This window comes from Thiobacillus sp., from assembly GCF_024708915.1.
Window position 1 is genome coordinate 1 of record NZ_JANJXQ010000063.1, and the last position, 24843, is coordinate 24843.

20 protein-coding genes are annotated in these 24843 nt (G+C 62.1%); 10 read left to right on the plus strand and 10 right to left on the minus strand.

Annotated features, from left to right (window positions below; translation table 11 throughout):
- Positions 1 to 1160 (minus strand): sigma-54 dependent transcriptional regulator (locus Q0L94_RS04895; RefSeq protein WP_296750665.1); only part of this gene is annotated, 1160 nt, incomplete at its 3' end.
- On the minus strand, positions 1157 to 2650 hold the full coding sequence (locus tag Q0L94_RS04900; protein WP_296750668.1) for a HAMP domain-containing sensor histidine kinase: 1494 nt from the start codon (positions 2648 to 2650) through the stop codon (positions 1157 to 1159). The genes Q0L94_RS04900 and Q0L94_RS04895, both read right to left, overlap by 4 nt.
- Before the next feature lie 258 nt (positions 2651 to 2908).
- Here Q0L94_RS04900 and Q0L94_RS04905 point away from each other — a divergent pair, with 258 nt between their 5' ends.
- The 8 genes from Q0L94_RS04905 (at position 2909) to Q0L94_RS04940 (ending at position 12805) form a co-directional block, all read left to right on the plus strand.
- The gene (locus Q0L94_RS04905; RefSeq protein WP_296750671.1) at positions 2909 to 3325 is read left to right on the plus strand and encodes a hypothetical protein; all 417 of its coding nucleotides are present in this window, start codon (positions 2909 to 2911) and stop codon (positions 3323 to 3325) included.
- Positions 3326 to 3352: 27 nt separating this feature from the next.
- Positions 3353 to 5485, plus strand: a complete 2133-nt coding sequence (locus Q0L94_RS04910) for a SulP family inorganic anion transporter (RefSeq protein ID WP_296750674.1) — start codon at positions 3353 to 3355, stop codon at positions 5483 to 5485.
- Between the two features lie 2 nt (positions 5486 to 5487).
- Positions 5488 to 7503 (plus strand): hydrogenase 4 subunit B, encoded by a 2016-nt coding sequence (hyfB, locus tag Q0L94_RS04915; RefSeq protein ID WP_296750677.1) that lies wholly within the window; start codon positions 5488 to 5490, stop codon positions 7501 to 7503.
- A complete protein-coding gene (locus Q0L94_RS04920; RefSeq protein WP_296750680.1) occupies positions 7500 to 8444 on the plus strand; it encodes an NADH-quinone oxidoreductase subunit H in 945 nt (314 codons plus the stop codon). Before hyfB ends, Q0L94_RS04920 begins: the two co-directional genes overlap by 4 nt.
- Position 8445: 1 nt before the next feature.
- Positions 8446 to 9108 carry a formate hydrogenlyase gene (locus Q0L94_RS04925; protein ID WP_296750683.1) on the plus strand — a complete coding sequence of 221 codons (663 nt, stop codon included), beginning with the start codon at positions 8446 to 8448 and terminating at the stop codon, positions 9106 to 9108.
- A gap of 3 nt (positions 9109 to 9111) precedes the next feature.
- The gene (locus tag Q0L94_RS04930; protein ID WP_296750685.1) at positions 9112 to 10563 is read left to right on the plus strand and encodes a hydrogenase 4 subunit F; all 1452 of its coding nucleotides are present in this window, start codon (positions 9112 to 9114) and stop codon (positions 10561 to 10563) included.
- Position 10564: 1 nt separating this feature from the next.
- Positions 10565 to 12169, plus strand: a complete 1605-nt coding sequence (locus Q0L94_RS04935) for an NADH-quinone oxidoreductase subunit C (RefSeq protein ID WP_296750688.1) — start codon at positions 10565 to 10567, stop codon at positions 12167 to 12169.
- 102 nt (positions 12170 to 12271) lie between these two features.
- Positions 12272 to 12805: an NADH-quinone oxidoreductase subunit B family protein gene (locus Q0L94_RS04940; RefSeq protein ID WP_296750690.1), complete on the plus strand. Its 534-nt coding sequence runs from the start codon at positions 12272 to 12274 to the stop codon at positions 12803 to 12805.
- Positions 12806 to 12860: 55 nt separating this feature from the next.
- Here Q0L94_RS04940 and Q0L94_RS04945 read toward each other — a convergent pair whose 3' ends face one another.
- Complete coding sequence (locus Q0L94_RS04945) at positions 12861 to 13109, minus strand: ArsR family transcriptional regulator (protein WP_296750692.1); 249 nt, start codon at positions 13107 to 13109, stop codon at positions 12861 to 12863.
- Positions 13085 to 14026, minus strand: a complete 942-nt coding sequence (locus Q0L94_RS04950; RefSeq protein ID WP_296750695.1) for a spermidine synthase — start codon at positions 14024 to 14026, stop codon at positions 13085 to 13087. The genes Q0L94_RS04945 and Q0L94_RS04950 overlap by 25 nt, the downstream gene beginning before the upstream one ends.
- A 193-nt stretch (positions 14027 to 14219) precedes the next feature.
- Between Q0L94_RS04950 and Q0L94_RS04955 the strand changes: the two genes are divergently transcribed.
- Complete coding sequence (locus tag Q0L94_RS04955) at positions 14220 to 14420, plus strand: CopG family transcriptional regulator (protein WP_296750697.1); 201 nt, start codon at positions 14220 to 14222, stop codon at positions 14418 to 14420.
- Between the two features lie 215 nt (positions 14421 to 14635).
- On the opposite strand, the gene Q0L94_RS04960 is transcribed toward Q0L94_RS04955, so the two are convergent.
- From Q0L94_RS04960 to Q0L94_RS04975, 4 genes are all read right to left on the minus strand, one after another.
- Positions 14636 to 16993, minus strand: a complete 2358-nt coding sequence (locus Q0L94_RS04960; protein WP_296750699.1) for a nitric oxide reductase activation protein NorD — start codon at positions 16991 to 16993, stop codon at positions 14636 to 14638.
- A 96-nt stretch (positions 16994 to 17089) separates the two neighbouring features.
- Entirely contained in the window at positions 17090 to 17893 is an 804-nt protein-coding gene (locus Q0L94_RS04965; RefSeq protein ID WP_296750702.1) for a CbbQ/NirQ/NorQ/GpvN family protein, read from the minus strand.
- Between the two features lie 223 nt (positions 17894 to 18116).
- Positions 18117 to 18473, minus strand: coding sequence for a ribulose bisphosphate carboxylase small subunit (locus Q0L94_RS04970; RefSeq protein WP_296750704.1), 357 nt, complete (start codon positions 18471 to 18473; stop codon positions 18117 to 18119).
- Between the two features lie 95 nt (positions 18474 to 18568).
- Positions 18569 to 19990 (minus strand): form I ribulose bisphosphate carboxylase large subunit, encoded by a 1422-nt coding sequence (locus tag Q0L94_RS04975; protein ID WP_296750706.1) that lies wholly within the window; start codon positions 19988 to 19990, stop codon positions 18569 to 18571.
- Between the two features lie 158 nt (positions 19991 to 20148).
- Between Q0L94_RS04975 and Q0L94_RS04980 the strand changes: the two genes are divergently transcribed.
- Entirely contained in the window at positions 20149 to 21072 is a 924-nt protein-coding gene (locus Q0L94_RS04980; protein WP_296750708.1) for a LysR family transcriptional regulator, read from the plus strand.
- A gap of 86 nt (positions 21073 to 21158) precedes the next feature.
- Here the strand turns inward: Q0L94_RS04980 and Q0L94_RS04985 are convergent, their stop codons facing one another.
- Both Q0L94_RS04985 and Q0L94_RS04990 read right to left on the minus strand, forming a co-directional pair.
- The gene (locus Q0L94_RS04985; protein WP_296750712.1) at positions 21159 to 23471 is read right to left on the minus strand and encodes a UvrD-helicase domain-containing protein; all 2313 of its coding nucleotides are present in this window, start codon (positions 23469 to 23471) and stop codon (positions 21159 to 21161) included.
- Positions 23472 to 24323 (minus strand): hypothetical protein, encoded by an 852-nt coding sequence (locus Q0L94_RS04990; RefSeq protein WP_296750714.1) that lies wholly within the window; start codon positions 24321 to 24323, stop codon positions 23472 to 23474.
- Positions 24324 to 24843: the final 520 nt, after the last annotated feature.

Here is a 24843-nt window from a genome sequence, read left to right on the forward strand (position 1 = left end):
TCCGGCAGCTGGGCGGGCTCGATGCGGTGGCCGCTGGAGAGCGCGACGCCGCGCTCGACGATGTTTTCCAGTTCGCGCACGTTGCCGGGAAAATCGTAGGCGCGCAGCAGTTCGAGGGTGTCGGGCGCAAGCTCGCCGACATCCTTGCCCATCAGGGCAGCATGCTTGAGCAGGAAATGCTGGGCCAGCAGCGGCACGTCTTCCTTGCGGGCGCTCAAGGCGGGGATGTGCAGGTTGACGACGTTGAGACGGAAATAGAGATCCTGGCGGAAGCCGCCGGCCTTGACCATTTCCTGCACGTCGCGATTGGTGGCGGCGATGAAACGCACGTCCACCGCGAGGGGCCGGGTGGCGCCCAGCGGCAGCACTTCCTTTTCCTGGATCGCGCGCAGCAGCTTGACCTGCATGGCGGGCGACATTTCGGTGATCTCGTCGAGAAACAGCGTGCCGCCGCTGGCCGCTTCCAGCAACCCCTGCTTGTCGGCGTGGGCGCCGGTAAAAGCGCCCTTGACGTGACCGAACAGCTCGTTGGCCAGCAGCTCCTCGTTGAAGGCGCCGCAGTTCACCGCCACGAAGGGGCCGGACGCGCGCCGGCTGTGGTGGTGCAGGTAACGGGCAAACAGCTCCTTGCCGGTGCCGGATTCGCCGGTGACGAGGATGTTGCAGTCGGTCGGCGCAACCTGCCGCGCCATGTCGAGCAGGTGCTGCATGTGGTGATCCTGGGTGAGGATGCGCACCTTGCCCTGGTAGCTTTCCACCTGTTCCCTGAGGCTGCGGTTTTCGCGCTTGAGGCGGATTTTCTCCAGCGCTTCGGCCACCACCTTGCGCACCTCGTCCAGCCGGTAGGGTTTGGCGATGTAGTAGAAGGCGCCGTGCTTCATCGCCTCGACGGCGGATTCCAGGGTGGCGTAGCCGGTGATCAGGATGACTTCGGTATCGGGGTGGCTTTCGCGGCAGCGCCGCAGTATCTGCATGCCGTCCACCTTCTCCATGCGCAGGTCGGTGAGCACCACGTCGAAGGACTGCTTTTCAAGCAGGGCCTGGGCGTTGCTCCCGCTCTGGGTGGCGGTGACCGCGTAGCCCTCTTTTTTCATCACGTGCTCAAGATTTTTCATGGCGACTTTTTCGTCGTCCACGATCAGAAGCTTGCCGCTGGTCATGCGTCCTCCGGTCGTTCTATGCCCCCTTGGGGACGGGTATTTTCCTGCGCGGGCAGGCAGACATGGAAAACCGTTCCCGTGCCGGGTTCGCTTTCCACGGCGATGCAGCCGCCATGCTCTTCGACGATCTCGAAGGCGATGAACAGCCCCAGCCCCGACCCCTTGCCCACCTCCTTGGTGGTGAGGAAGGGATCGAGGATGCGCGGCAGCAGGTCGGCGGGGATGCCGTGGCCGTCGTCGCGCACCTCGATGTCGACCATCTTGCCGCTGCTGGCGCAATGGCCGAAGGCAAACAGGTTCTTGCCGTCCGGCGCGGCGCGCCCCGCCGGACGCAGCCGGGCGACAAGCGCCACATGGCCGGCGGCGTCCACCGCCTCAAGGGCGTTGCGGATGAGGTTGAGAAACACCTGCTGCAATCGCTGGCGGTCGCCGGTCACGCATAGGTCCGCCGGAATATCGACCGTCACGGCGACGCGGCTGGGCACCTGGCCCTTGACGAAGCGCAGGGTTTCCTCGATCAGTGGCGCAAGCGGCAGGATTTCGCGGCGGATTTCGCGGTCGCGCGCAAAGTCCAGCAGCGAGCGCACGATGTTGCGCGCGCGCAGCGTCTGCGCGTCGATTTCCGCCAGCAGTTCGTCGCGCAGCGCGGGATCGGCCGCCCCGCCCTCCTCCAGCAGGATCTGGCAGGAACTCGAAATATTCGACAGCGGATTGTTGAGCTCATGCGCCACCCCCGACAGCAGGGTGCCGAGCGAGGCCAGCTTCTCTGCGCGCAACAGTTGCTGCTGACGCAGCTCCAGTTCGCGCATCACCTGGTTGAAAGCCTGGGTAAGCGAAGCAATTTCGCGATCGGGCGAGACCGGCTGCAGGCGGGTCAGCCTGCCGCTGGCCACCGCCGCCATGTCCTCTTCCAGGCGCTGCAGCGGGCGTGCGACGCGCCGCGACACCAGCAGCCCGATCGCCACCGCCGCCAGCGCCAGAAACACGATCGAGCCGGCCAGCACCTGGCGATGCCGGTCCAGCGAGGCTTGCAGGCCCGTCCGTTCGGCGCGGGCGATCGCCTCGGCCGCGTTGACCAGCGCCTTGCCGATCTGGCGGATTTCGTTTTCCAGATCGGCGGCCGGGGCCGGATCGCCTGCCGTGTAGGTCTCCATGAGTGCGGCGTAACGCCGCAGCGAGCGTGCCAGCGCGTCGGTTTGGCGCGCGCCGGCGAAGGTGACGAAGGCTGCGCGGTGATTCTGCAGCAGCGCCTGCGCCTGCCGGATATAGGCCCGGTTTTCGGCCAGGTCCTCCGCCTGCCGATAGAGAAAAATGTTTTTCTCGAAGCGGCGGATTTCCAGGGTGGCGTCGAAGAATTCGGCGATGTGGCCGCCCGCGACGACCTTGTCGCCGATGAGCCGCAACTCGAAAAAAGCGAACACGGACAGGCCGACGGTCAGGGTGGCCAGCGCGTAATACCCGAGCGTGATCTTGCGGCGCAGCGAATGCATGGCGCCAGCATGCCACTGGGTGTTGCCAAATGCAATACAAACACACGCATTGCAACAAGCTGGCGTATTGTAAAATTAATTCATTCGTAACAAAGATTTAACGTAAATTTAACCCGTTCCGGCGGCATGGAAACGCTCGAACCATTTCTATTCGCAACACGCAGCCTCACACGCACACTCGCATGGCCCGGCATTTCATGCGTAAATTCAATCCCTTGCATGAAATCGCCGGACTGGCACGGATGCTGCTCTAACGGCTTGTCCATCAATCAAGCGCGCCCCATGACGCATCCCGGCAAACAACGAACCGTCCTCCTCGCCGTGCGCGAAGGCCATGTGGAGCCACGCTTGCTGACTTCCGCGCTCGAACTTTGCCGCCGCCTCGAAGCCGATCTGGAAATCCAGGTCATTGCTGCCGGCGAGGCGCCCCCGCCCGAACTGGACAGCTTTCTGGCCACACTGCGCGAAGCCGGCTTACCGTTCAGCCTGGCAGTGAAACCCAGCCTGCGGCGGCGCGATCTGGTGGACTATGCCAACGCCCACGAACATATCGCGGCGCTGGTGATCGACTCGCGCGAAGGCTGGGAGGCGCTGGCTCAGGACCGCACCAGCGACCCCTGGAAACGTCTTGAATGCCCGCTGGTGACCGCCGCTGCGCACGACAAGAAGCACTGAACCCCGCCCCACAGAAAAAACCCGCTCATGCCTGCTTCCCTGAAAAAATTCTTTCCGTTCCTGCACTGGTTTCCCCTCAAGGGCGACATCCTCAAGGCCGATTTCCTGGCTGGCATCACCGTGGCGCTGGTGCTGATCCCGCAGTCCATGGCCTACGCGCAGCTGGCCGGGATGCCTGCTTATTTCGGCCTGTATGCGGCGTTCCTGCCGGTGGCGGTGGCGGCACTGTGGGGCAGTTCGAATCAGCTCGCCACCGGGCCGGTTGCGGTGGTATCGCTGCTCACCGCATCGTCGCTGGCGGTGCTCGCCACGCCGGGGTCGGACCAGTTTGTCGCGCTGGCCATCATGCTGGCACTCTTGGTAGGCATCGTGCAGTTGCTGCTGGGCGTGTTCAAGCTGGGGGTGATCGTCAACTTCCTGTCGCATCCGGTCATCGTCGGCTTTACCAATGCGGCGGCGATGATCATCGGGCTGTCGCAGGTATCCAAGCTGTTCGGCGTGCCGATGGGGCGCAGCGAACACTTCATCAACGACATCGTCGGCGTGTTCAGGCTGATCGGCGACACCCACCTGCCGACGCTGGCGATGGGCGTGCTGGCGATCGCCATCATGTGGGGCATCAGAAAATACAAGCCGAAGCTGCCTGGTGTGCTGATTGCGGTCGTGGTGACGACGCTGCTGTCGTGGTCGATCGGCTTCGAAAGAAACGCGGCCGGCAAGCCCGAGCAGATCGCCGACCCGGCATTGCTGGCCGTGGTGCAGCAAAGCATGGCGGCCGCCAGGCGGGTGGATGACCTCAATACATCGATCGTGGAAAAATCCGCTGCGCTCAAGTCCATGCAGAAAACGGCGGGCGGAGACAACGTTCGCACCGTACAGATGGCGGCCGAGCTGGAACTCGCCCGCATTGAAGCCCGCGCCGCGGAAGCGGCATTCAACAAGGAAAAAGCCGCGCTGCGGCATCTGCAAGTCGTGCGCAGCGTGGATGCGGACGGCGCGACCCTCGCCATTTATGCACTGGATCGAGCCCCGCAGGACGTGGCGTTGGACGATACGCGCTACCGGCTGCGCAAGCTCACCGCAAGCGACTTCAAGCTGGTGGGCGGCGGCGAAGTGGTAGGCGCAATCCCCGAAGGGCTGCCCAGCATGAAGATGCCCGATTTCAATCTGGACGCCCTCGGCTCGCTGCTGTCCACGGCGCTGGTCATCTCGCTGGTGGGCTTCATGGAAGCCATTTCCATTGCCAAGGCCATCGCCGCCAAAACCCGGCAGCGCCTCGACCCCAATCAGGAATTGATCGGTCAGGGGCTTTCCAACGTGGTGGGCAGCCTGACCCAGGCATTCCCGGTGTCGGGCTCGTTCTCGCGCTCTGCGGTCAACATGAATGCGGGCGCCAAAACCGGCATGAGCTCGGTCATTACCGCACTGTTCGTGCTGCTGACGCTGCTGTTCCTGACGCCGCTGCTGTACCACCTGCCGCAGGCGGTGCTGGCCGCCATCATCATCATGGCGGTGATCGGGCTGGTGAATCTCAAGGCGGTCAAGCACGCCTGGCACGCCAGCAAGCACGACGGCATCGCCGCCGTGGCAACCTTTATCGCCACCCTTGCGTTTGCGCCGCATCTCGACAACGGCATCATGGTGGGCGCGGGCCTGGCGCTCGGCCTGTATCTGTACCGCACGATGTCGCCGCGCGTCGCCATTCTCGGCCGCTACAGCGACGGTACCCTGCGCGATCTCAAGGTCTACCCGGACCTGCCCACCAGCAAGCACCTGGTGGCGATCCGCTTCGACGGCTCGCTCTACTTCGCCAACGTCGCCTACTTCGAGGACGCGGTACTGGAAGCGGTGGCCAACCACCCCGACGCCAGATACGTACTGGTGGTGGGCGACGGCATCAACCAGCTGGACGCGTCCGGCGAGGAAGTCGTCCATCACCTGGTCGAACGCCTGCGCAGCACCGGTATCACGCTGGTGTTCAGCGGCCTGAAGCGGCAGGTACTGGACGTGATGCGCGCCACCGGCCTGCACGACGTCATCGGCCAGAACAATCTGTTTGCCACGGAAGACCAGGCGATCGCTGCGATTTACGAGCAGCTGGGCGAAAATGCAGCGGACGATCTTTTCTGCGCGGTGTCACCTGGCGGCAGGTTTTCTTGAACATGACAAACGGGCTTTCTTCCTATTTCGCCGATCCGGTCCAATGGGCCTGGGGCGTCGTGTTGTTCTGGCTGGCACTGGGGTTTGCCGCCCTGCTGCTGCAAGGCGCGCAGCAGCGGCTGAGCCGGCTGGTGTTTCCGCTCGGCGCGCTCGGTGCGCTCGCCATTGCGGGGGTGGGCGTGGCCGGGATGACCGGGCCCGCGTCCACGGCCGTGCTGCCCATCGGCTTGCCCGACCTGCCTTTCCATTTGCGGCTGGACGCCCTGTCCGCCTTTTTCATGGTGCTACTGGGCGGCGCGGCATTCGGCGTCAGCGTGTATGCCTCCGGCTATTTCCGCAGCATGGCCGCGGGCCCGCTCGCGCTGCTGGGCCTGTGGTACCACCTGTTCCTGGCGGGCATGGTCACGGTGCTGCTGGCCGACGATGCCTACGCCTTTATGGTGGCGTGGGAAGTGATGGCGCTGTCGTCCTATTTTCTCGTCACCACCGACCACAAGATTCCCGAAATCCGCCGCGCCGGCTTTCTCTATCTGCTGATCGCGCACGTCGGTGCGATCTCGCTGCTGCTCACCTTCGGCGTGCTGCAGGGCGGGCACGGCGACTACACCTTCGACACCATGCGGCTGGCCGAGATGACCCCGTTCTGGGCCTCGGCCGCCTACCTGCTGGCGCTGTTCGGTTTCGGCGCCAAGGCAGGGCTGGTGCCCCTGCACGTGTGGCTGCCGGAAGCCCACCCGGCCGCACCCTCGCCGGTGTCCGCGCTGATGTCGGGGGTGATGCTGAAGACCGCCATTTACGGCCTGTTGCGCGTGACCTTCGATCTGCTCAACGTGCAGATCGGCTGGTGGGGCACGCTGGCGCTGGCGCTGGGTTTGATTACTGCGCTGTACGGCGTGATTTTCGCCGCGGTGCAGTCGGACATGAAGCGGCTGCTGGCCTGGTCGTCGATCGAGAACATCGGCGTCATCATCGCCGCCTTTGGCCTGACGCTGATTTTCTATACCGACGGCAAGGGTACGCTGGCGGCGCTGACGCTCACCGCGCTGCTCTATCACGCGCTCAACCACGCCTTCTTCAAGGGCCTGCTGTTCGTCGGCACCGGCTCGGTGCTGCACGCCACCGGCGAGCGCAACATGGGGCGGCTGGGCGGCCTGATGCGCTTCATGCCGTGGACCGCCTGGCTGACCCTGGTCGGTGCGCTGGCGATCGCCGGCCTGCCGCCGTTGAACGGCTTCGTCTCGGAATGGCTGTTGCTGCAGGCCTTCCTGCTCACCCCGGGGCTCAACCAGCCCTACCTCAACATGGTGATCCCGGTGGCCGCCGCCACCGTGGCGCTGGCTGCGGCGCTCGCCGCCTACGTGATGGTCAAGTTCTATGGCGTCGTCTTCCTCGGCCAGCCGCGCGACCCGGCGCTGCACCAGGCGCACGAGGCCGGCTGGCCGGAACGCCTCGGCATGCTATGGCTGGCGGCCGGCTGCGTGCTGCTGGGCCTGTTCCCCACCCAGGTCGTCGGCTGGCTCGCCCCCGTGGTGCGCCAACTGACCGGCCAGTCGCTGGTGAACGACGGCAACTGGCTGATACTGGCGCCGGTCTCGGCGGAACGCGCAAGCTACGCGCCGTTGATTTTCTTCGCCGTGGTGGCAGCGGTGCTGCTGCTGACCATCCTGTGGGTGCGGCGCATCTACCACGGCCGGGTGCGCCGCAGCGATCCATGGGACTGCGGCTATCCGGAGCAGGATGCGCGCATGCAGGACAGCGCCGAAGGTTTCGGCCAGCCGATAAGGCAGATCTTCGAAGTGTTCATGCGGGTGGAGCGGGAAACCCCCGATCCCTTCGACCGCAAGCCGCGCTACAGCGGCGCCTCGCTCGACAAGCTGTGGTTCGTTCTCTATGAACCGATCGCGCGGGTGACGGGCTGGCTGTCGGAGCAGGCCGGGCGGCTGCAGCATGGCCGCATCCAGTGGTACCTGATCTACAGCTTCGCCACCTTGATCTTTCTTCTGGTTTTCACACGATGAGTACCGGCATCCTTCTGCAACTCGCCCAGACCCTGCTGGCCATCCTGCTGGCGCCCCTGTTGATGGGCTGGGTCAACCAGTGCCGCGCCTGGCTGCAGGGGCGCAGCGCGCCGCCGATCACCCAGCCCTACCGCACGCTGAAGAAGCTGTTCCACAAGGACGCGGTGATCGCGCACCATGCCAGCCCGTTGTTCCGCTTCGCGCCCTACATGATCTTCGCCTGCATGGCGCTGGCGGCGGGCATCGTGCCGACCATCGCCAACGACCTGCCGTTCTCGCCCGCCGCCGACGTCATTGCCCTGGTCGGCATTTTCGCGTTGGCGCGCGTGTTCCTGGCGCTGGCGGCGATGGACATCGGCACCTCTTTCGGCAGCCTCGGCGCACGCCGCGAGATGCTGGTGTCCTTCCTCGCCGAGCCGGCGCTGCTGATGGTGTTTTTCACCGCCAGCCTGATTTCGCAGTCGACTGAGCTGCCGGTGATCGTCGAAACCCTGGCGCACAAGGAATTCGTGATCTACCCCAGCCTGGCCTTCGCGGCGGTGGCGTTCTGGATGGTCTCGACGGCGGAAAACGCCCGCATTCCGGTCGACAACCCGACCACCCACCTCGAACTGACCATGATTCACGAGGCCATGATCCTGGAGTATTCCGCCCGCCATCTGGCGCTGATCGAGTGGGCCGTCGCCTTGAAGCTGTTCACGTATTCGGCGCTCGGCATCGCGCTGTTCCTGCCGTGGGGCATTGCGGCGCGGGGCGACGCCGGGGCGCTCGCTCTGGCCGTGGGCGCGATGCTGCTGAAGCTCATGCTGGGCGGCGCCTTCCTGGCATTGATCGAAGCCATCTCGGCCAAGGTGCGGCTGTTCCGCGCGCCGGAATATCTCGGTACCGCCTTCCTGCTGGCGGTGCTGGGCATGCTGATCCACTTCCTGCTGGAGGTCTGACATGACGCTGAGCTACCACCTGCAGATCGTCAACCTGCTGGCAGCCCTGCTGCTGCTGATCTCCTTTGCCATGCTGTCGCAGCGCCGCATCGCCGGGCTCATCACCCTGTTCGCCTGGCAGGGCGCGGCGCTGGCGGCGTCGACCGCGCTGGTGGCCTGGTCGACCCAGCAGCACCACCTGTACTACTCGGCCGTGCTCACCCTGGCGCTCAAGGTGATCGCGATGCCCTGGTACTTCAACCGCATCGTGAAAAAACTCGACGTCGACCGCGACGTCGAGCCGATGATCAACATCCCCACCACCATGCTGATCGGCATCGCGCTGGTGATCTTCGCCTTCAACCTGGCGCTGCCCATCTCGGAACTGTCCGGCACGGTGATGCGCTCGACCCTGGGCATCGCACTCGCCTGCGTGCTGCTTGCCTTCCTCATGATGATCACCCGCAAAAAGGCGATTCCCCAGGTGATCGGCTTTCTGGCGATGGAAAACAGTCTGTTCTTCGCCGCCACCAGCGCCACCTACGGCATGCCGCTGGTGGTGGAACTGGGCGTGGCGCTCGACGTGATGGTGGGGGTGTTCGTACTCTCCATCTTCTTCTTCCAGATTCGTGAAACCTTCGATTCGCTGGATCTGAAACACATGGAAAAGCTCAAGGAAAAATAAGTCGTGGAAATCTACTGGCTACTCGGCATTCCGTTGACCGGCGGCATCTTCCTGGCGCTGTGGGGCTGCCGCAGGCACGCGCCGGAAATCAATGCGCTGTTCAGTCTGGCAACGCTGCTGGCGGCCGCGCTGCTGACCCACCGCATCATCGAGCAAGGCCCGATGATGGTGGGCGCCGGCTGGTTCTTCATCGACTCGTTCAACGTCTTCCTGGTCGCGCTGACCGCCTTCGTCGCCTTCACCACCGCGCTGTTCTCGCGCCCCTACATGCGGATCGAGACGGAGCACGGCAAGCTCAACGACCAGCGGCTGCGCCTGTATCACGCGAGTTACCAGATATTCATCGGCGCCATGCTGCTGGCGCTGACCACCAACAACATGGGCATCCTGTGGGTGGCCATGGAGGCCGCGACGCTGGCCACCGTGCTGCTGGTGTCGCTGTATCGCACCCCGGCCTCGCTGGAGGCGGCGTGGAAGTATTTCATTCTGTGCGGCGTCGGCATCGCGCTGGCGCTGTTCGGCACCATCCTGCTCTACTTCGCTGCGGAGAAGGTGCTCGGCTCGGGCGGCACCGCGCTGTTGTGGACGCATCTCAACGGCGTCAAGGCGCAGCTGGAGCCGACAGTGCTGTCGCTCGCCTTCGTCTTCCTGCTGGTCGGTTACGGCACCAAGGTCGGCCTGGCACCGCTGCACAGCTGGCTGCCGGACGCCCACGCCGAAGGCCCGACCCCGGTGTCCGCCGTGCTCTCCGGCCTGCTGCTCAACGTCGCGCTGTACGCGGTGATGCGTTCCAAGGTGCTGGTCGACGGCGCGCTCGGCACCGACCTGGCGGGCAACCTGATGATGGGCTTCGGCCTCCTCTCGGTGGTGCTGGCCGCCTTCCTGATCAAGCGCCAGACCGACGTCAAGCGCATGTTCGCCTACTCCTCGATCGAGCACATGGGCCTCATCACCTTCGCCTTCGGCATGGGCGGCGCGGTGGCCAACTTTGCGGCGCTGCTGCACATGACCATGCACTCGCTCACCAAGTCGGCGATCTTCTTCGCCGTCGGCCACGCCACGCAGAAGGCCGGCACCCAGTTGATGGGCGGCATCCGCGGCCTGATCCGCACCAATCCCACCATCGGCTGGGGCTTGATGCTGGGCACCGTCGCCATTCTCGGCGTGCCGCCGTTCGGTGTGTTCGCCAGCGAATTCCTCATCATCACCACCGCCATGCACGAACACCCCTGGGCCACGCCCTTCCTGCTGCTGGCGCTGGGGGTGGCCTTCGCCTCGATCTTCGGCAAGGTGCAGCCGATGGTATTCGGCGAGACCGAACTGCCGAAGCTGCCCTACCAGCCCGCACTGGCGCCGGTGTTCCTGCATCTGGGCCTGGTGCTGATGCTGGGTTTGTTCATTCCGCCCTACCTTGCCGGCTGGTACCGGCAGGCTGCGCAACTCCTGGGAGGCTGAAATGAAGATCGGCGAACACGACTGGCATCTCGATCCGCTTGGCAAGCACATCTGGCGCGGCCGGATGGAAACCGGCCAGATGCTTGCGCTGGCACGCGCGGTCAAGGAAGAAGGGGGGCAGCTCGTCGCCCTGTGGGGTTCGGACGACCGTGCGCCGGGCGGCGGCTTCGGCATTCATGTCGCCCTGCTCACCAGTTCCGGACTTGCCTGGGTGAGTTGCGCCCTACCGGCCGATGCACCGGCCTATCCCGACCTCGCCCACATCTTCCCGCAGGCCGACCGCATGCAGCGCGCGGCCTTCGACCTGCTCGGCATCCGCGCCAGCGACGCGGTGGACCAGCGCAAGTGGCTGCGCCACACCGCCTGGGCCGAAGATGAATTCCCGTTGCGCAAGGACTTCACCCGCCTCACCCCTGATAGAACTACTAGCCATTCGACTAAGCCCGCAAGCGGGCAAGTCGCTGGTTATCACCCCTCACCCCTCACGCCAACGGACGCCTACCCCTTCATCCGCGTCGAAGGCGAAGGCGTGCACGAGATCGCAGTCGGTCCGATCCATGCCGGCACCATCGAACCGGGCCACTTCCGCTTCTCAGTCATCGGCGAGCGCATCCTCAGGCTGGAAGAGCGCATGGGCTACACCCACAAGGGCACCGAAAAGCGCTTCGAGGGCATGGATATCGATACCGGCGCCAAGCTCGCCGGGCGGGTGTCCGGCGACACCCATAGCGCCTACACCTGGGCCTACTGCATGGCGGTGGAAATGGCCACCGCCAGCACCGTGCCCGACCGCGCCGTGTGGCTGCGTGCACTGTTCCTGGAAATCGAGCGCATCGCCAATCATCTGGGCGACCTCGGCTACCTCGGCAACGACGTTGCGCTCGCCTTCGGCTTCATGCAGTTCTGGCGGCTGAAGGAAGACTGGCTGCGGCTCAGCGCGAAACTGTTCGGCCACCGCTACCTGTACGACCGCATCGTGCCGGGCGGGGTGACGGTCGACATCGACGACGGCGGCCGCGCAGAACTCGCGGCGGAAGCCGACCGCATCGAAGCGGAAGTGCGTTCGCTCAAGACCATCTACGACGAGCATGCCACGCTGCAGGACCGCTTCACCCACACCGGCATCGTGAAGCCCGAACTGGCGGCCAGGCTGGGGCTGACCGGCCTGGCCGGCCGCGCCAGCGCGCAGGCCTGGGACGCCCGCGCCCAGTTTCCGCTGGCGCCCTATGACCAGCTCGACGTCAACATGGCGACCCAGCGGAGCGGCGACGTGCTGGCACGCGCCGAGGTGCGCTTTGCCGAAGTTCACGAATCGCTGCGGCTGGTGCGCGCGCTTCTCGAATGCCTGCCGGCGGGCGACCTGCATGCGCCGCTCACCGCCATTCAAAACGTGTGCGAAGGCATCGGCTGGGTGGAAGGTTGGCGCGGCGAAGTCGTGGTGGCGGTACGCATCGGCGCGGACGGCAGGCTCGACCGCGTGCACCCGCACGATCCCTCATGGCAGAACTGGCCGCTGGTGGAGGTGGGGGTACTCGGCAACATCGTTCCCGACTTCCCGCTCATCAACAAATCGTTCAACCTTTCCTACAGCGGAGTGGATTTATGAAAATCGTGAGTCGTGAGGCGTCAGGCGTGAGGGGGAAAACCAGGCCCACGCTCCGTTCCGCCTTGCACCTCACGCCTCACGCCTAACCCCTCACCATAAACCATGGCTACACACCTCATCCTGCAGAAGATCTTCCAGACCGGCATCGTCTCCGAACCGGCGCCGCAGGCCGACCCCGCGCTGCGCACCCGCGAGCAGGAACTGCACGCGGACATCCTCAAGGTATTCGGTCAGTCGGTGGCGATCCGCCACCTCGACGCCGGTTCCTGCAACGGCTGCGAACTGGAAATCCACGCGCTCAACGGACCGCACTACAACATCGAAGGCATGGGGGTGAAGTTCGTGGCCAGTCCGCGCCATGCCGACATGCTGCTGGTCACCGGCCCGGTCTCGCGCAACCTCGAAGTCGCGCTCAAGCGCACCTACGATGCCATGCCGGAACCCAAGTGGGTGGTTGCCATGGGCGACTGCGGCTGCAGCGGCGGACTATTCGGCGAGAGCTACGCCTCGTGCGGCAAGGTTGCCAACGTCATCCCGGTCGACGTCGCAGTGCCGGGCTGCCCGCCCACCCCGACAGCCCTGTTGCAGGGCATTCTTGCGGCGGTCAGCCAGGGCCGGGAAAGCACCGGGACTTAGGCGGGCGAATCGCGCCGCGCGCGACGGGCAGGCGGCCGGGCATTCGCAACGCCGCCTAGGATGCCTTGGCTTTGGGCTTTCTGCCGGGGCTGGCGGCCGGAATATAGCCCGATACCCGGCACAGCATCCCTTCGGTTTTCTTGCCCTTGATGAAGCGCGTCGAGTGGCACACGATGATGTCCCCCCGTTTCGACATTTCCGTCAGATGAAGGCGCAAGTCCGCCAACGGGATTCGCGTTGCGGCGGCGATCTCGGAATCGAGCTGTTCGCCCCGCTCTTTCAGATATTGATGGATTCTCTGCATGGCTGGGTCACCTGGTTACTGGGAATGGCAAGACTTTGACGGCGGGAAGTCTTCACCCAACGCAATTCAGCCCCCTCCCGCAGGCTGTGCACGATAGCTGAAAAATCGAGCGGGAACCGGTCGGCGAGTATCCCCGCCCGTTCCTCCAGCTGTTCCCAGTCGAGGGAACAGGCGGCTTCGGAAAAAGCAAAGCCTATATGATTGTCGCCGCCCGGAACAGTTCCCAGGTGCACGCGCCCGGCGAAGGCTTCGCTCAGCAAATCGAAGTGCCGGTACCAGTATTTGCTCGGCCCGGCGAAGTTGGCGACGAGCACGCCGCCCGCCCTGAGCCGGCGGCGCGCCGCCCGGTAGAAACCGCGATTGAGGAAAGTCGGGGCGATGCCGGCCGAGTCGAAGCCGTCCAGCAGCAGGACGTCGGTGTCGGCCTCGGCCGCGGGCAGATAATCGGCGGCGTCGGCCTGGACGATCGCCAGGCGCGTATCGTCGGGGACGTCGAACTCGCCGCGCAGGGCAATGACGTCGGGGTCGACTTCGACCACGGTGAGGCGGGTGCGCGGCAGATGGCGATGGCAGAACTTGGCCAGCGAACCGCCCCCCAATCCAATCATCAGCACATGCCCCGGGTCGGGCGCGAACAACAGGAAAGCCATCATTTTGCGGGTATAGGCAAAATCGAGGGCGTAGGGATCGTCGAGGCGCATGGAGCTCTGGATGAAGTCCAGACCGAACAGCAGCTGCCGCGTCTCGCCATCGTCGATGATGAAAGGCCGGGAATAGCGGCCGCTCAGGATCTGCTCATAGAGCCGCACCGGGTCGCCCTGCTCCGGTTCAAGCACGCGTACCGTGACGGGTTCGCCCGAGACGCTGCCCGGCAGTTCGAGCAGCGGTCGGGGTGCGGACTGCGTCTGCCCGCTCATCGACCGCCCCTGGCGGTGCGCACGGCGACACCCGCCCGCGGCAAGCCACCCTGCCGGGGTGGCAGGAGCGCTGGCGTGGCTCTCGGGTAAGGGGTGTCGGGTGTTTTATTCATCAAACCAACATCATCTTACATGGTGTCAAAATGATAATCCAGTTATCATTGAACGCACATCCCATGCACATGTTAGGCCCATGGAAAACCGCACCGCCAGAATGACGTTCCTGATCGATCCGAGAAAGAAACAACTCTTCGAGGAAATCTGCTCACAGCACGACCTCACCTCCTCGCAAGTGGTGCGCAGACTGATTCACCAGTACATCCTCGAGCATGCGGGATCGCGCGAGCTGCCCGAATGGCTGACGGCCCCCGCCGCCAACCCGAAGACCCAATAAGCCAGGACAGCAGAACCCTGCGCCTGCTTTGGCGCGCCTTCCGGCATTCGGGCGGGGCCATGCCACCGCTCGGCTACGCCGGCATTAGCCCGCCGAAGGCGTCCGTCACCGTGTCAGGCCCGCATAAAGCAGCGGGAGCTTTTAGCTCCGGCCGCCGCTTCGCGCCTTAACTTGCTGAAGCAAGTTAGCCTGCACTGAAAGCTGCCGGCCACCCCTCAACGCGTCAGACCCGCGTACAGCAGCGGCAGCTTTTCCGGCAGCCGCTGCACGTGATCGACCACCATGAAATTCTTCTGCCCGAAGATGCGGCTCACGTAGTTGTCGGCGCGCGGGTCGAGGCTCATGCAGTAGGTCGTCACGCCGTTGCGGGCCACTTCTTCCACCGCCTTCTTGGTGTCGTAGCGCAGATACTGCGGATCGCGCACGTCGATGTCGGCCGGCTCGCCGTCGGTGATGACGATCAAGAGCTTCTTCGCCGAGCGCTGCAATTTGAGATGGTGGCCGGCGTGGCGGATCGCCGCGCCCATGCGGGTCGACAATTGCCCGGTCATGCCGGCGAGCCTGGCCTTCGGCACCTCGTCCCAGTGCTGGTCGAAATCCTTGAAGCGGGTGTACTCGACGTCGTGGCGGCCGTCCGAGCAGAAGCCGTGGATCGCAAACGGATCGCCCACCTTGTTGATCGCGTCGGCCAGCAGCACGCAGGCCTGGCGCGTCAGGTCAAGCACCGAGTATTCCTGGTCCTGCACCGTTTCGTTGGTCGACTCGGACAGGTCGAGCAGCACCAGGATGGAAAAATCGCGCGTCTTCCTGACCGAACGCATCATGATGCGCGGGTCGGGCTGGTTGCCGAGGCGGATGTCGGTGAAGCTGGCAATCGCCGCGTTGATGTCGATCTCGTCGCCGTCCTCCAGCTTGCGGATGCGCTGCACGCCTTGCGGCTGCATCGCGTCGAGCAGGAATTTCATGCGGTGGATCTCGCGCTTGTACCTGGCGGTAATGTCGTCGATCACCTGCAGGTCGCCCGATTTGGCACGCTTTTCCAGCACCGTCGCCCAGGCCGGGCGCTCCAGCTGGATCTGGTAGTCCCATTCCGAATAATGGAAAGGATCGGATGCCGGCTCCCTGCCTTCCGTTTCGTTGAAGGATTTGCCGTTGCTCTCGGCACCGATGTCCTCGTAGGGAAACAGCTCGGTACCCAGCACCCAGATTTCCTCGGCGTCGTCACCCGCCGTTTCGGTGTCGATTTCGTTGACCATCTCCATCACGCTCACATACTTGCGAACCTGTTTGACGGAATCGTAGCCAGCACTGGCTGCCTTGTCGAAATCGAATTCCTCGAATTCCCAGAAGTAGCGATTGTCGTCGCGATAGGGGGCGCTCAGCACATCCGTGCGCGGGTTGAACGGCATTTTTTTCTGCAACAGGCCGTGTGCCAGCTGCACGCCGATGTCCCACGATATCTGGTGGCTATTCAACTGGTCTTGCGCCACGGCAAACAACGCGCGGCCTTCCGCAATCCACGCATCGTCGTCCTGATAACTGTCGTCCAGAAGCGCCCGCGCCAGCCGGTTGAGATAGTCGCCCACGCTCTGATCCTGGTCGGGAGTGGCGTGATGCAGCCGGCGCCAGAGTAGCTGCAGGCCAGGGAACCGGCGGATCGTCAGCGTCTCGACCCGCGCATCCTCGATCACGGAAATCACCGCCATCTGCATCGGGTTGAGCGACTCGGCCGAGATCGGTTGCCGGGTTTCGACGATGTGCGCGGCGCAATGCGCAGCGGCGGCGCGATAGAGTTCGAGGCCGGAAACCGGCTCCTCCCCGCCGATGGCGAAGTCGTCGAAGGCGTCAGGCAGGTGCAGCAGGTAATCCTCGATATAGGGTCGATAGCCTTCGCGTGACTCGAAATCGCCGGAGGTCGGGCGCATGAAGAAATCGCGTGCCCACAGCGCGCGCAGATACATATTGATGCGGCGCTGCACGTCGACCAGCAGCGTGCCCTTGCGCTCCTTCTGCAGCATCGCCAGCGATTCCTTCGACTCCAGGCCGAAGTACTTGATCTGCTCCTCGTAGTTGGTGCGGTGCGCGTGCGCGCCCCACAGCGCCCAGCGCCGCAGACCGCCCAGGGTCAGGTGCTGGAACAGCACTTCCAGCTTGTCGAGCATCGGCCGCACGCCGCGCGGCGCCTGCGCGATCAGGGTATTGATGAACTGCAGGTACTTGAGGAACAGTTCGGCGTCGCCCAGCCGGCTGGCGGCGGTCGGCGCGCTGGCGAGCAGCAGCTCGATCACCGCGCCCGAGGTTTTCGAGGCCAGCATCAGCGAGGCGGTCGCCAGATCGGCCACCACATCCTCGCCCACTTCCTTGGCCACATGCGGCGCCTGCTCGATCCAGGTTTCGACCAGGCTATCGCCGCGCCCCAGCCCGCGAATCGCCGACACCCCCTTCAGGTAGTTGTCCAGCCCGCGCGGCGAGAACACCTTGGTGGCTTCGTGCCAGTTGGCCTCGAGCGCCTCCCGGCTGTGCGGCGACAGGTCTTCCAGCAGTTCAGCGTAGTCTTCGAGTTTGATCGACATGGTTTCGTTAGGCGTTAGGCGTTAGGCGTTAGGCGTTAGGCGTTAGGATGGCGGCGGGTTTTACGCCTCACCCCTCACCCCTTACGCCTCACGCATTCAGAAGAACGTCGACACCGCCGCGTCCAGCGCGTCGCGCATGTCCGGATCGTCGGTGATCGGGCGCACCAGCGCGACGCGGCAGGCGGCCTGCGGGTTGACGCCCTTGGCGATCAGCGAGCCGGCGTAGATCAGCATGCGGGTCGACAGGCCCTCGTCGAGGCCGTGGCCCTTGAGGTTGCGGCTGCGCTCGGCGATCGACACCAGTTTGCCGGCGATGCCGGCATCAACGCCCGATTCGTGCGCGACGATCTCGGTCTCGATGGCGTGCTCGGGGTAGGTGAAATCCAGCCCGCCGAAACGCTGCTTGGTCGACTGCTTGAGATCCTTCATCAGGCTCTGGTAGCCGGGGTTGTAGGAAATCACAATCTGGAAATCCGGGTGAGCGTGCACCAGCTCGCCTTTCTTTTCCAGCGGCAGCACACGGCGGTTGTCGGTCAGCGGGTGGATCACCACGGTGGTGTCCTGGCGCGCCTCGACCACTTCGTCCAGATAGCAGATCGCGCCGTGGCGCGCGGCGATGGCCAGGGGTCCGTCCTGCCACTCGGTGCCGGATGCGGACAGCAGGAAGCGGCCGACCAGATCGCTGGCGGTCATATCCTCGTTGCACGCCACCGTGATCAAGGGCTTGCCGAGCTTGTGCGCCATGTATTCGACGAAGCGCGTCTTGCCGCAGCCGGTGGGGCCCTTCAGCATCATCGGCATGCGCACCGAATAGGCGGCTTCGTACAGCTCGACCTCGTCGGCGACGGGACGGTAGTAGGGTTCCTGGGTGATGCGGTACTGATCGACGATGTTGCTCATTTGGATTCCTTAGTTTATTCATCCGCGAAGAACGCGAAGAAACGCGAAGAACCCCCCGGGCCGTGGAAAACGACCCGGTGCTTGTCAGGGTGCTTCAAGCGGTACGCGCGTTTTGAAGATTCTCCTTCGCGCCCCTTCGCGTCCTTCGCGGATAAACAAAACAAACAAAAAAAGCCCCCGCGCCCTGCGGGCGACGGGGGCTGTTACGGTCACCCGTCGCGACTTAAACCGTCTTGCCGCGGAAAATCACCATCGACGCACCTTGCGACTGATTGAAGTTGTTGTAGCCAATCAGACGGACGTGGTTGTTGGGGTTGGCCTTGTGGCAGGCTTCGGCTTCGGCCAGCACGCGCGCCACATCGGTTTCGCCGAACATCGGCAGCTTCCACATGTACCAGTAGGAGTCCATCAGGTGCTCGGGCTCGGTGTGCTCGATCGCCGGGTTCCAGCCTTTCTTCACCAGGTACTCGACCTGCTTCTTGATGTTGTCCGCGGTCATGGCGGGCAGATAGGAGAAGGTCTCGAATTTGCGGCTGGCGGGGTCGCTCAGGCGGCTTTTGTAATCCATCACTTCAGACATTTCATTTCCTTTCGAATTGGGTGAGGCGTTAGGCGTGAGGCGTGAGGCGGGGGAGGACGATACGCCTCACTCCTCACCCTTCACGCCTTACCGTCTTACTTGTGCGCGACGTCCAGCTTGTCGACGGTGTCGAACTCGAACTTGATCTCTTTCCACGTTTCCATGGCGATTTTCAGTTCCGGGCTGTGCGCGGCAGCAGCGGTCAGGATGTCCTTGCCTTCCTTCTCGATGGCACGGCCCTGGTTGCGGGCTTCCACACAGGCTTCCAGCGCGACGCGGTTGGCGGCGGCGCCGGCGGCGTTGCCCCAGGGGTGGCCGAGCGTGCCGCCACCGAACTGCAGCACCGAGTCGTCGCCGAAAATGCTGACCAGCGCGGGCATGTGCCACACGTGGATGCCGCCGGAGGCAACCGGGATCACGCCGGGCATGGAACCCCAGTCCTGATCGAAGAACAGGCCGCGGCTACGGTCTTCCTTGATGAACTCGTCGCGCATGGTGTCGATCCAGCCCAGGGTCGCTTCGCGGTCGCCTTCCAGCTTGCCGACGACGGTGCCGGAGTGCAGGTGGTCGCCGCCCGACAGACGCAGCACCTTGGTCAGCACGCGGAAGTGGATACCGTGGTGCGGGTTGCGGTCGAGCACGGCGTGCATGGCGCGGTGGATGTGCAGCAGCATGCCGTTGTCGCGGCACCAGTTTGCCAGACCCGTGTTGGCGGTCAGGCCGCCGGTCAGGTAGTCGTGCATGATGATCGGTGCGCCGATTTCCTTGGCGAACTCGGCACGCTTGTACATCTCTTCCGGGGTCGGCGCGGTCACGTTCAGGTAGTGGCCCTTGCGCTCGCCGGTCTCGCGCTCGGCCTTCAGGGTCGCTTCGTGAACGAAGGCGAAACGGTCGCGCCAACGCATGAACGGCTGCGAGTTGACGTTCTCGTCGTCCTTGGTGAAGTCGAGACCGCCGCGCAGACATTCGTACACGGCGCGGCCGTAGTTCTTGGCGGACAGACCCAGCTTCGGCTTGATGGTGCAGCCCAGCAGCGGACGGCCGTACTTGTTCATGCGGTCGCGTTCCACCTGGATGCCGGCGGGCGGGCCGCCGCAGGTCTTGACGTAGGCGATCGGGAAGCGGATGTCTTCCAGACGCAGGGCGCGCAGCGCCTTGAAGCCGAACACGTTGCCGACCAGCGAGGTCAGCACGTTGACGACCGAACCTTCTTCGAACAGGTCGATCGGGTAGGCCACGAAGGCGTAGAAGCAGGTGTCGTCGCCGGGCACGTCTTCGATGCGGTAGGCGCGGCCCTTGTAGTAGTCGAGGTCGGTCAAGAGGTCGGTCCACACCGTGGTCCAGGTGCCGGTCGACGACTCGGCGGCCACCGCGGCGGCAACTTCTTCGCGATCCACGCCCGGCTGCGGGGTGATCTTGAAGCAGGCCAGAATGTCGGTATCCAGCGGGGTGTATTCCGGGGTCCAGTACGTCTGGCGGTACTCTTTCACGCCAGCGTTATAAGTCTTAACAGCCATGATTCCTCCTAGCAAAAGGTTAGGTTTACGCGTCACGCCGGAAGCGGTCATGCACGATGGAATGCATAGTGCAGGAGATAAACCATCAATAACAGTCGATTTTTTCTATTTTCAGGATAGACTTTTATCTATGTAAATTCCGGAGCCGCGACCTTGCCATGCGCCAGCACACCACCTTCCGCCAGCTGGAAATTTTCGAAGCCATCGCCCGCCTAGGCAGCTTCACCCGCGCCTCCGAAGAGCTTTTTCTCACCCAGCCCACCGTCTCCATGCAGATGAAAAAACTGGCGGAAACCGTCGGCGTGCCGCTGATCGAACAGGTCGGCAAGAAAATCCGCCTCACCCCCGACGGCCAGCAACTGGCGCAGGCCACCCGCGAAATCTTCGACATCATGGATCACTACACCATGTCGGTGGCCGAGCGGCAGGGGCTCAAGCAGGGCCGCCTGAGCCTGATGGCGATCACCACCGCCTCCTATTTCGCCCCGCGCCTCTTGGGCGAATTCGCCAAACTGTATCCCGGCATCGACGTGTCCTTGCGCGTCACCAACAAGGAACAGGTGCTCGCCAGCATCGCCGACAACCTGGACGACCTGTACTTCCTCGGCCAGCCGCCGGAAGACATCGACGTCGTCGCAACCCCCATCATGGACAACCCCATCGTCGTGCTGGCCGCGCCCGACCACCCGCTGGCGCGCAAGAAGAAAATCCCGCTGCAGCGCATCGCGCAGGAACCCTGGCTGATGCGGGAGAAAGGCTCCGGCACCCGCAACGCCATCGAACGGTGCTTTGCCGAAAAAGACATCACCCTCCGCCCGCGCCTGGAACTGGGCAGCAACGAGGCCCTCAAACAGGCCATCCTCGCCGGCCTCGGCATCTCCGCCCTCTCCCGCCACACCCTCACCCTCAACCAGCCCGGCCAGTTCGCCGTGCTCGACGTCGAAGGCTTTCCCATCCTGCGCCACTGGTACGCCGTGTATCCGGCCGGGCGGCAGCTGTCGGTGGTGGCGCGGGCGTTTCTGGAATACTTGCTGGGGCGGGGAGAGGCGGCCCTTGCTGCGGCGGGCAAGAGAAAGGGGTAGGTGGGTCTGCCCTGAGTTGAGTTCAGCCAAGAGCAAACTACCATATGTATTTGTTGCAAATGGTGGACGAACTACTCAGCAATTCATTACGCATCGCACACTGAAAGCAACTTCGATTGCACGGCAGAGGACAAGATGGAACTAACTCCTCTTGCCTTCGTACCCAAAATCTCAACACGAAAACGTGCGCGTGTTAGCGCCACATAGACACGCTGGTGGGACGCATAGCTCAGAAAGTTTTGGCTGTCCTCGTACGTAGTCCCACCTTTCGGCGGCACCCGCCCTCCGTCGACCCCCACCAACACAGCCCCTAAGAACTCCAGTCCACCAACGAACTCTGGTGCGGTGAGCACAAATCGCCCAGACTGACGCGCCCGGTTAACAGCCTCAAGGTCGCCCCGACTTTTTACAACCTCAACCGGCTTGTGCAAGGAACTCGCTCTGTTTTGAAGTTCTTTGAAGATGTCGTCTCCAAATGCGATGATGACCACATCAGCTTTAGCCACGTCCATCTCCCTCGCTAATGTGTCTGCACGCACGAAGGCATCCGTTAGCATGGCTTCATCTGAAGGGTACAGCCGCATGATTGGTTCAGTTGTCCTACGTTCCTCGTCCGCGGTGAACGCACTAACGGCCGCAGTCAGCGGATTGTGAAAGTTCGTAAAAAGCGTAGCGCCTGACGATGTCACTGAAAAAGCCAGATTTACGATGTCTGGTGAACACCTAAAGATTGAATTGACTGGCGTCGGGGTGGACTCGCCGGCAGCTGAGTCGGGGGCGAAAGCAAGATCAAACGCCTCATTGGTCCACCCCCTATCTCCAAGCGCCTGTGACTTGTCAACAGAGTAAGCAATCGGCTGCGTAGCCTCATTTCTCGTGAGTCGGTGGAATACAGAAAGTTCGTTGAGGTTAAATAGATGCGTCTCATCAATGAAGATGCCGTCGTATCCCTCGCGCGTGCGACGGCGGCGCCAAATTGGCGTATTTAGCTGGGAGATTGCGCTCAAAACAACATCGTCCGTATCAAATTGTGCAGATACAACAAGCTCCTGCTGATAACGTTCATACATTAAAAAGACAAACGCATGATCGCCTTCTGTCTCGATGGGCAATCCGTTTTTCAACCTTTGCAACTTTTTGTACTTGTTCAAGTCCTGGTCTGCCCGTCCCTTAATTTGCACACTTATCTCATGCCTCAACATTTCGGCAATAACCCAAGGGTCAGTACGCGAAAGAAAATCAATAAAGGTCTTGGACAAAAATGGCTTGTGCGACTCAAGCTCTTTGCTTAGGACGCTGTCAATTGCCTCCCTTGCGTATAGGGCCTGGACCAGCTTCGATTCATAGGCATCACGGTCAACCAACTCCGATTCAGAAATTTCCTGATGAAGCAGGCGGGCACACAAGTTTTGTAGCGTAGTTACATACAGGGTCTGTGGTGAACCCATAATCGCTTTGTCAGAACCAAAGAAATTATCTTGGTCATTTATGGCAAACAAATTATCAATAGCTCGCTTGGTCGCTTCACTATGAGCGACAAATAGAGCTCGATAGTCTTTATTCTCGGATCGAGCATCTTTGAGTGTTTTAAGGCATTTCAGCACAAGACAGAGTGTCTTTCCCGTGCCAGCAGGCCCTTCAATTCTGTGGGGGACGTCTAAGCGACGATTTACAAACTCAAGCTGCGCAGTAGTTAAAACGTCGCTCCACCCATCTAGGCCCACCTGAAATGCGGGGCGAATGTGGCCATCTGTATCCAGCGCTGTCACAGCGATAGCCCTACTTCCAGGATGTGTCTTTTGATGGCTTTGTTCTATAAGAACTTTTGCGGCTGCATACGCACTGTCCTTAGCCTCGACTGATTTGCGGAAATTAGTAAGTCGTGGGACCTCGGCAACGCCCTCGCCCTCGTCATCCGAGAACTTATAAACCAACATGGCCAAACCTTGTTCACGCTTGCTTCGCCGCTTCTCGTCGGGGTGTCTCTCAATGGCCACTCGCAATTCCGTCTGCATGCCAATTGGATACGGAAACACAACGGCTTTGCCGTTTCCTATGATGCGCTCATGTGAACTTGGCTTAAGGCCACTCCAGTGCTTTGTGGCGAACCGTAGTGTCTTCTGCAAAACAAGCAAAATCCCATTATCGTCAAGTTTAAGTAGGCGTGGTGCCTCCTCAAGGTCAAATACGATGTAGTTCAATGGCTTCAAAGCCGGGGCAACAATAAAACCGCCTTCATCATTGTCGAGAGCGGCAACCTTTGAACTCAAGACCAGCGATTTAATTTCCGACCGCATGAAAGCCAAGAAGAGCTTTCCAGATTGGAATTCGGCTGACTGCAACGTCCGCTCCGAGACTAGTTCTTGTGCTGCCTCCTGGTCCACATATAGGTATTTCATTCACCCCCCCAGCCCAATATTCGACAATGATTTCTTTACATCCTCGAAGTCATTGTCTTTAACGCCAATACGAGAGAAAAGCATCGCAAAGTTTTGCATAAGGTGTTCAATCCAAGGTGATTTCAGCTTACCAACCGGTAGCGAAATATCATTTTTGAAGCGGAACTTTGGACATATTGAGAGTGCGCCCTCGACAAAGTCTCCGCCTTCTGCAGATATACCTTTTGCAATCTGCTTAGCTACCGATGATGGGATATGGTGTACTTCGCGCAATAATGCAACATAGTCACCACTGACACCATCTTCCAATGATTCCAACTCACGCAACAAGTAGTAGCCAGCAAGGCGATGGCCCGCGAGTTCTTTAAGCACTGCGTCCACTTTCCCTTGATGCGGCACAAGATGCTCCTTGAGTTTCTGGGTATCTACTCGGCTGCCCAGCAGCAATGCATGAGTTTCACTAAACTGTTTCGCTGCCTCGCGAAACTTGTCGCATTGGCTTTTCCTACCCTTTTCGTTCTCATGAGCCCTGAAATGTGCATTGTAGATTGCATCAGGACTATGGCTCTTGAGCAATGAGTCCGAAAGTTTAGCGGCCTTAAGATAATTGCGAATTGTGTTTAGGCTGTCCGCCTCAATCCGCTCTAATACAAGTGCAGCCCCTTCGTTGAGAATCCAAGAGGAAAGTGGCACAAGGGGAAAATAGTTAAAAACTGGCACCTTCTCTTGGACGGCGTCACAACGTGCTGTAATCACCAGCCCGTAGACTGGTCCATCTTTATAGTTTTCTCCGTAAGCACAAGAGAAAACGGTGCCCTGCGTAAATTCATTTTTTTTGGGGGCATCGAACATTATCATCCCGTTTGCAATTTGTTTTTGTCCTCGCCATGGTACAAGTATTTTCTAAAGTGTCTGAACAATGCGGTTTCGAGTCATTGAACTGACCCGGCCACTAAACAATCAGGGACACCCATTAGCCGGCCGTAGTCAAGCGCGAACACATCTCCCGCCCGCCCTTTGATGGCGGGCTTTTCTTTTCTGCGCGTCCTGCCTGTTGTTTCAGGTCGAACCCGTTTCCTCGATGCCGGCTACGACCGAGTCGTGCCTGTCACCCATATGGATCAAGCGGCGTGCGATGAACTGCTACCGCCCTGGCGGAACCCGCCCCAGAGAAACCTTGGTACCGCCGCAGTGTCCGGGCAAAGATCACAGGATCCGTGGCTCGCGTTTCCGCGTCCAATCCCCAATTGGCTCACCCGGCGGACGACCCGGTACAACAACACAGGCGGTGACGGCAGGGCCTCCACTCAGACACACTGGTTCAAGCCCAGACCCCATTGCTGGCTGACCTGCCGTCACCAAACCTTTACGC

What these genes read in the sequence shown, in the direction of transcription:
- Q0L94_RS04920 (WP_296750680.1), top strand. Translation starts at nt 7,500, where the DNA reads ATGAGTACCGGCATCCTTCTGCAACTCGCCCAGACCCTGCTGGCCATC.
- Q0L94_RS04960 (WP_296750699.1), bottom strand. Translation starts at nt 16,993, where the DNA reads ATGTCGATCAAACTCGAAGACTACGCTGAACTGCTGGAAGACCTGTCG.
- Q0L94_RS04940 (WP_296750690.1), top strand. Translation starts at nt 12,272, where the DNA reads ATGGCTACACACCTCATCCTGCAGAAGATCTTCCAGACCGGCATCGTC.
- Q0L94_RS04985 (WP_296750712.1), bottom strand. Translation starts at nt 23,471, where the DNA reads ATGAAATACCTATATGTGGACCAGGAGGCAGCACAAGAACTAGTCTCG.
- Q0L94_RS04965 (WP_296750702.1), bottom strand. Translation starts at nt 17,893, where the DNA reads ATGAGCAACATCGTCGATCAGTACCGCATCACCCAGGAACCCTACTAC.
- Q0L94_RS04900 (WP_296750668.1), bottom strand. Translation starts at nt 2,650, where the DNA reads ATGCATTCGCTGCGCCGCAAGATCACGCTCGGGTATTACGCGCTGGCC.
- Q0L94_RS04990 (WP_296750714.1), bottom strand. Translation starts at nt 24,323, where the DNA reads ATGTTCGATGCCCCCAAAAAAAATGAATTTACGCAGGGCACCGTTTTC.
- Q0L94_RS04955 (WP_296750697.1), top strand. Translation starts at nt 14,220, where the DNA reads ATGGAAAACCGCACCGCCAGAATGACGTTCCTGATCGATCCGAGAAAG.
- Q0L94_RS04910 (WP_296750674.1), top strand. Translation starts at nt 3,353, where the DNA reads ATGCCTGCTTCCCTGAAAAAATTCTTTCCGTTCCTGCACTGGTTTCCC.
- Q0L94_RS04935 (WP_296750688.1), top strand. Translation starts at nt 10,565, where the DNA reads ATGAAGATCGGCGAACACGACTGGCATCTCGATCCGCTTGGCAAGCAC.
- Q0L94_RS04975 (WP_296750706.1), bottom strand. Translation starts at nt 19,990, where the DNA reads ATGGCTGTTAAGACTTATAACGCTGGCGTGAAAGAGTACCGCCAGACG.
- Q0L94_RS04970 (WP_296750704.1), bottom strand. Translation starts at nt 18,473, where the DNA reads ATGTCTGAAGTGATGGATTACAAAAGCCGCCTGAGCGACCCCGCCAGC.
- Q0L94_RS04945 (WP_296750692.1), bottom strand. Translation starts at nt 13,109, where the DNA reads ATGCAGAGAATCCATCAATATCTGAAAGAGCGGGGCGAACAGCTCGAT.
- hyfB (WP_296750677.1), top strand. Translation starts at nt 5,488, where the DNA reads ATGACAAACGGGCTTTCTTCCTATTTCGCCGATCCGGTCCAATGGGCC.
- Q0L94_RS04950 (WP_296750695.1), bottom strand. Translation starts at nt 14,026, where the DNA reads ATGAGCGGGCAGACGCAGTCCGCACCCCGACCGCTGCTCGAACTGCCG.
- Q0L94_RS04925 (WP_296750683.1), top strand. Translation starts at nt 8,446, where the DNA reads ATGACGCTGAGCTACCACCTGCAGATCGTCAACCTGCTGGCAGCCCTG.
- Q0L94_RS04980 (WP_296750708.1), top strand. Translation starts at nt 20,149, where the DNA reads ATGCGCCAGCACACCACCTTCCGCCAGCTGGAAATTTTCGAAGCCATC.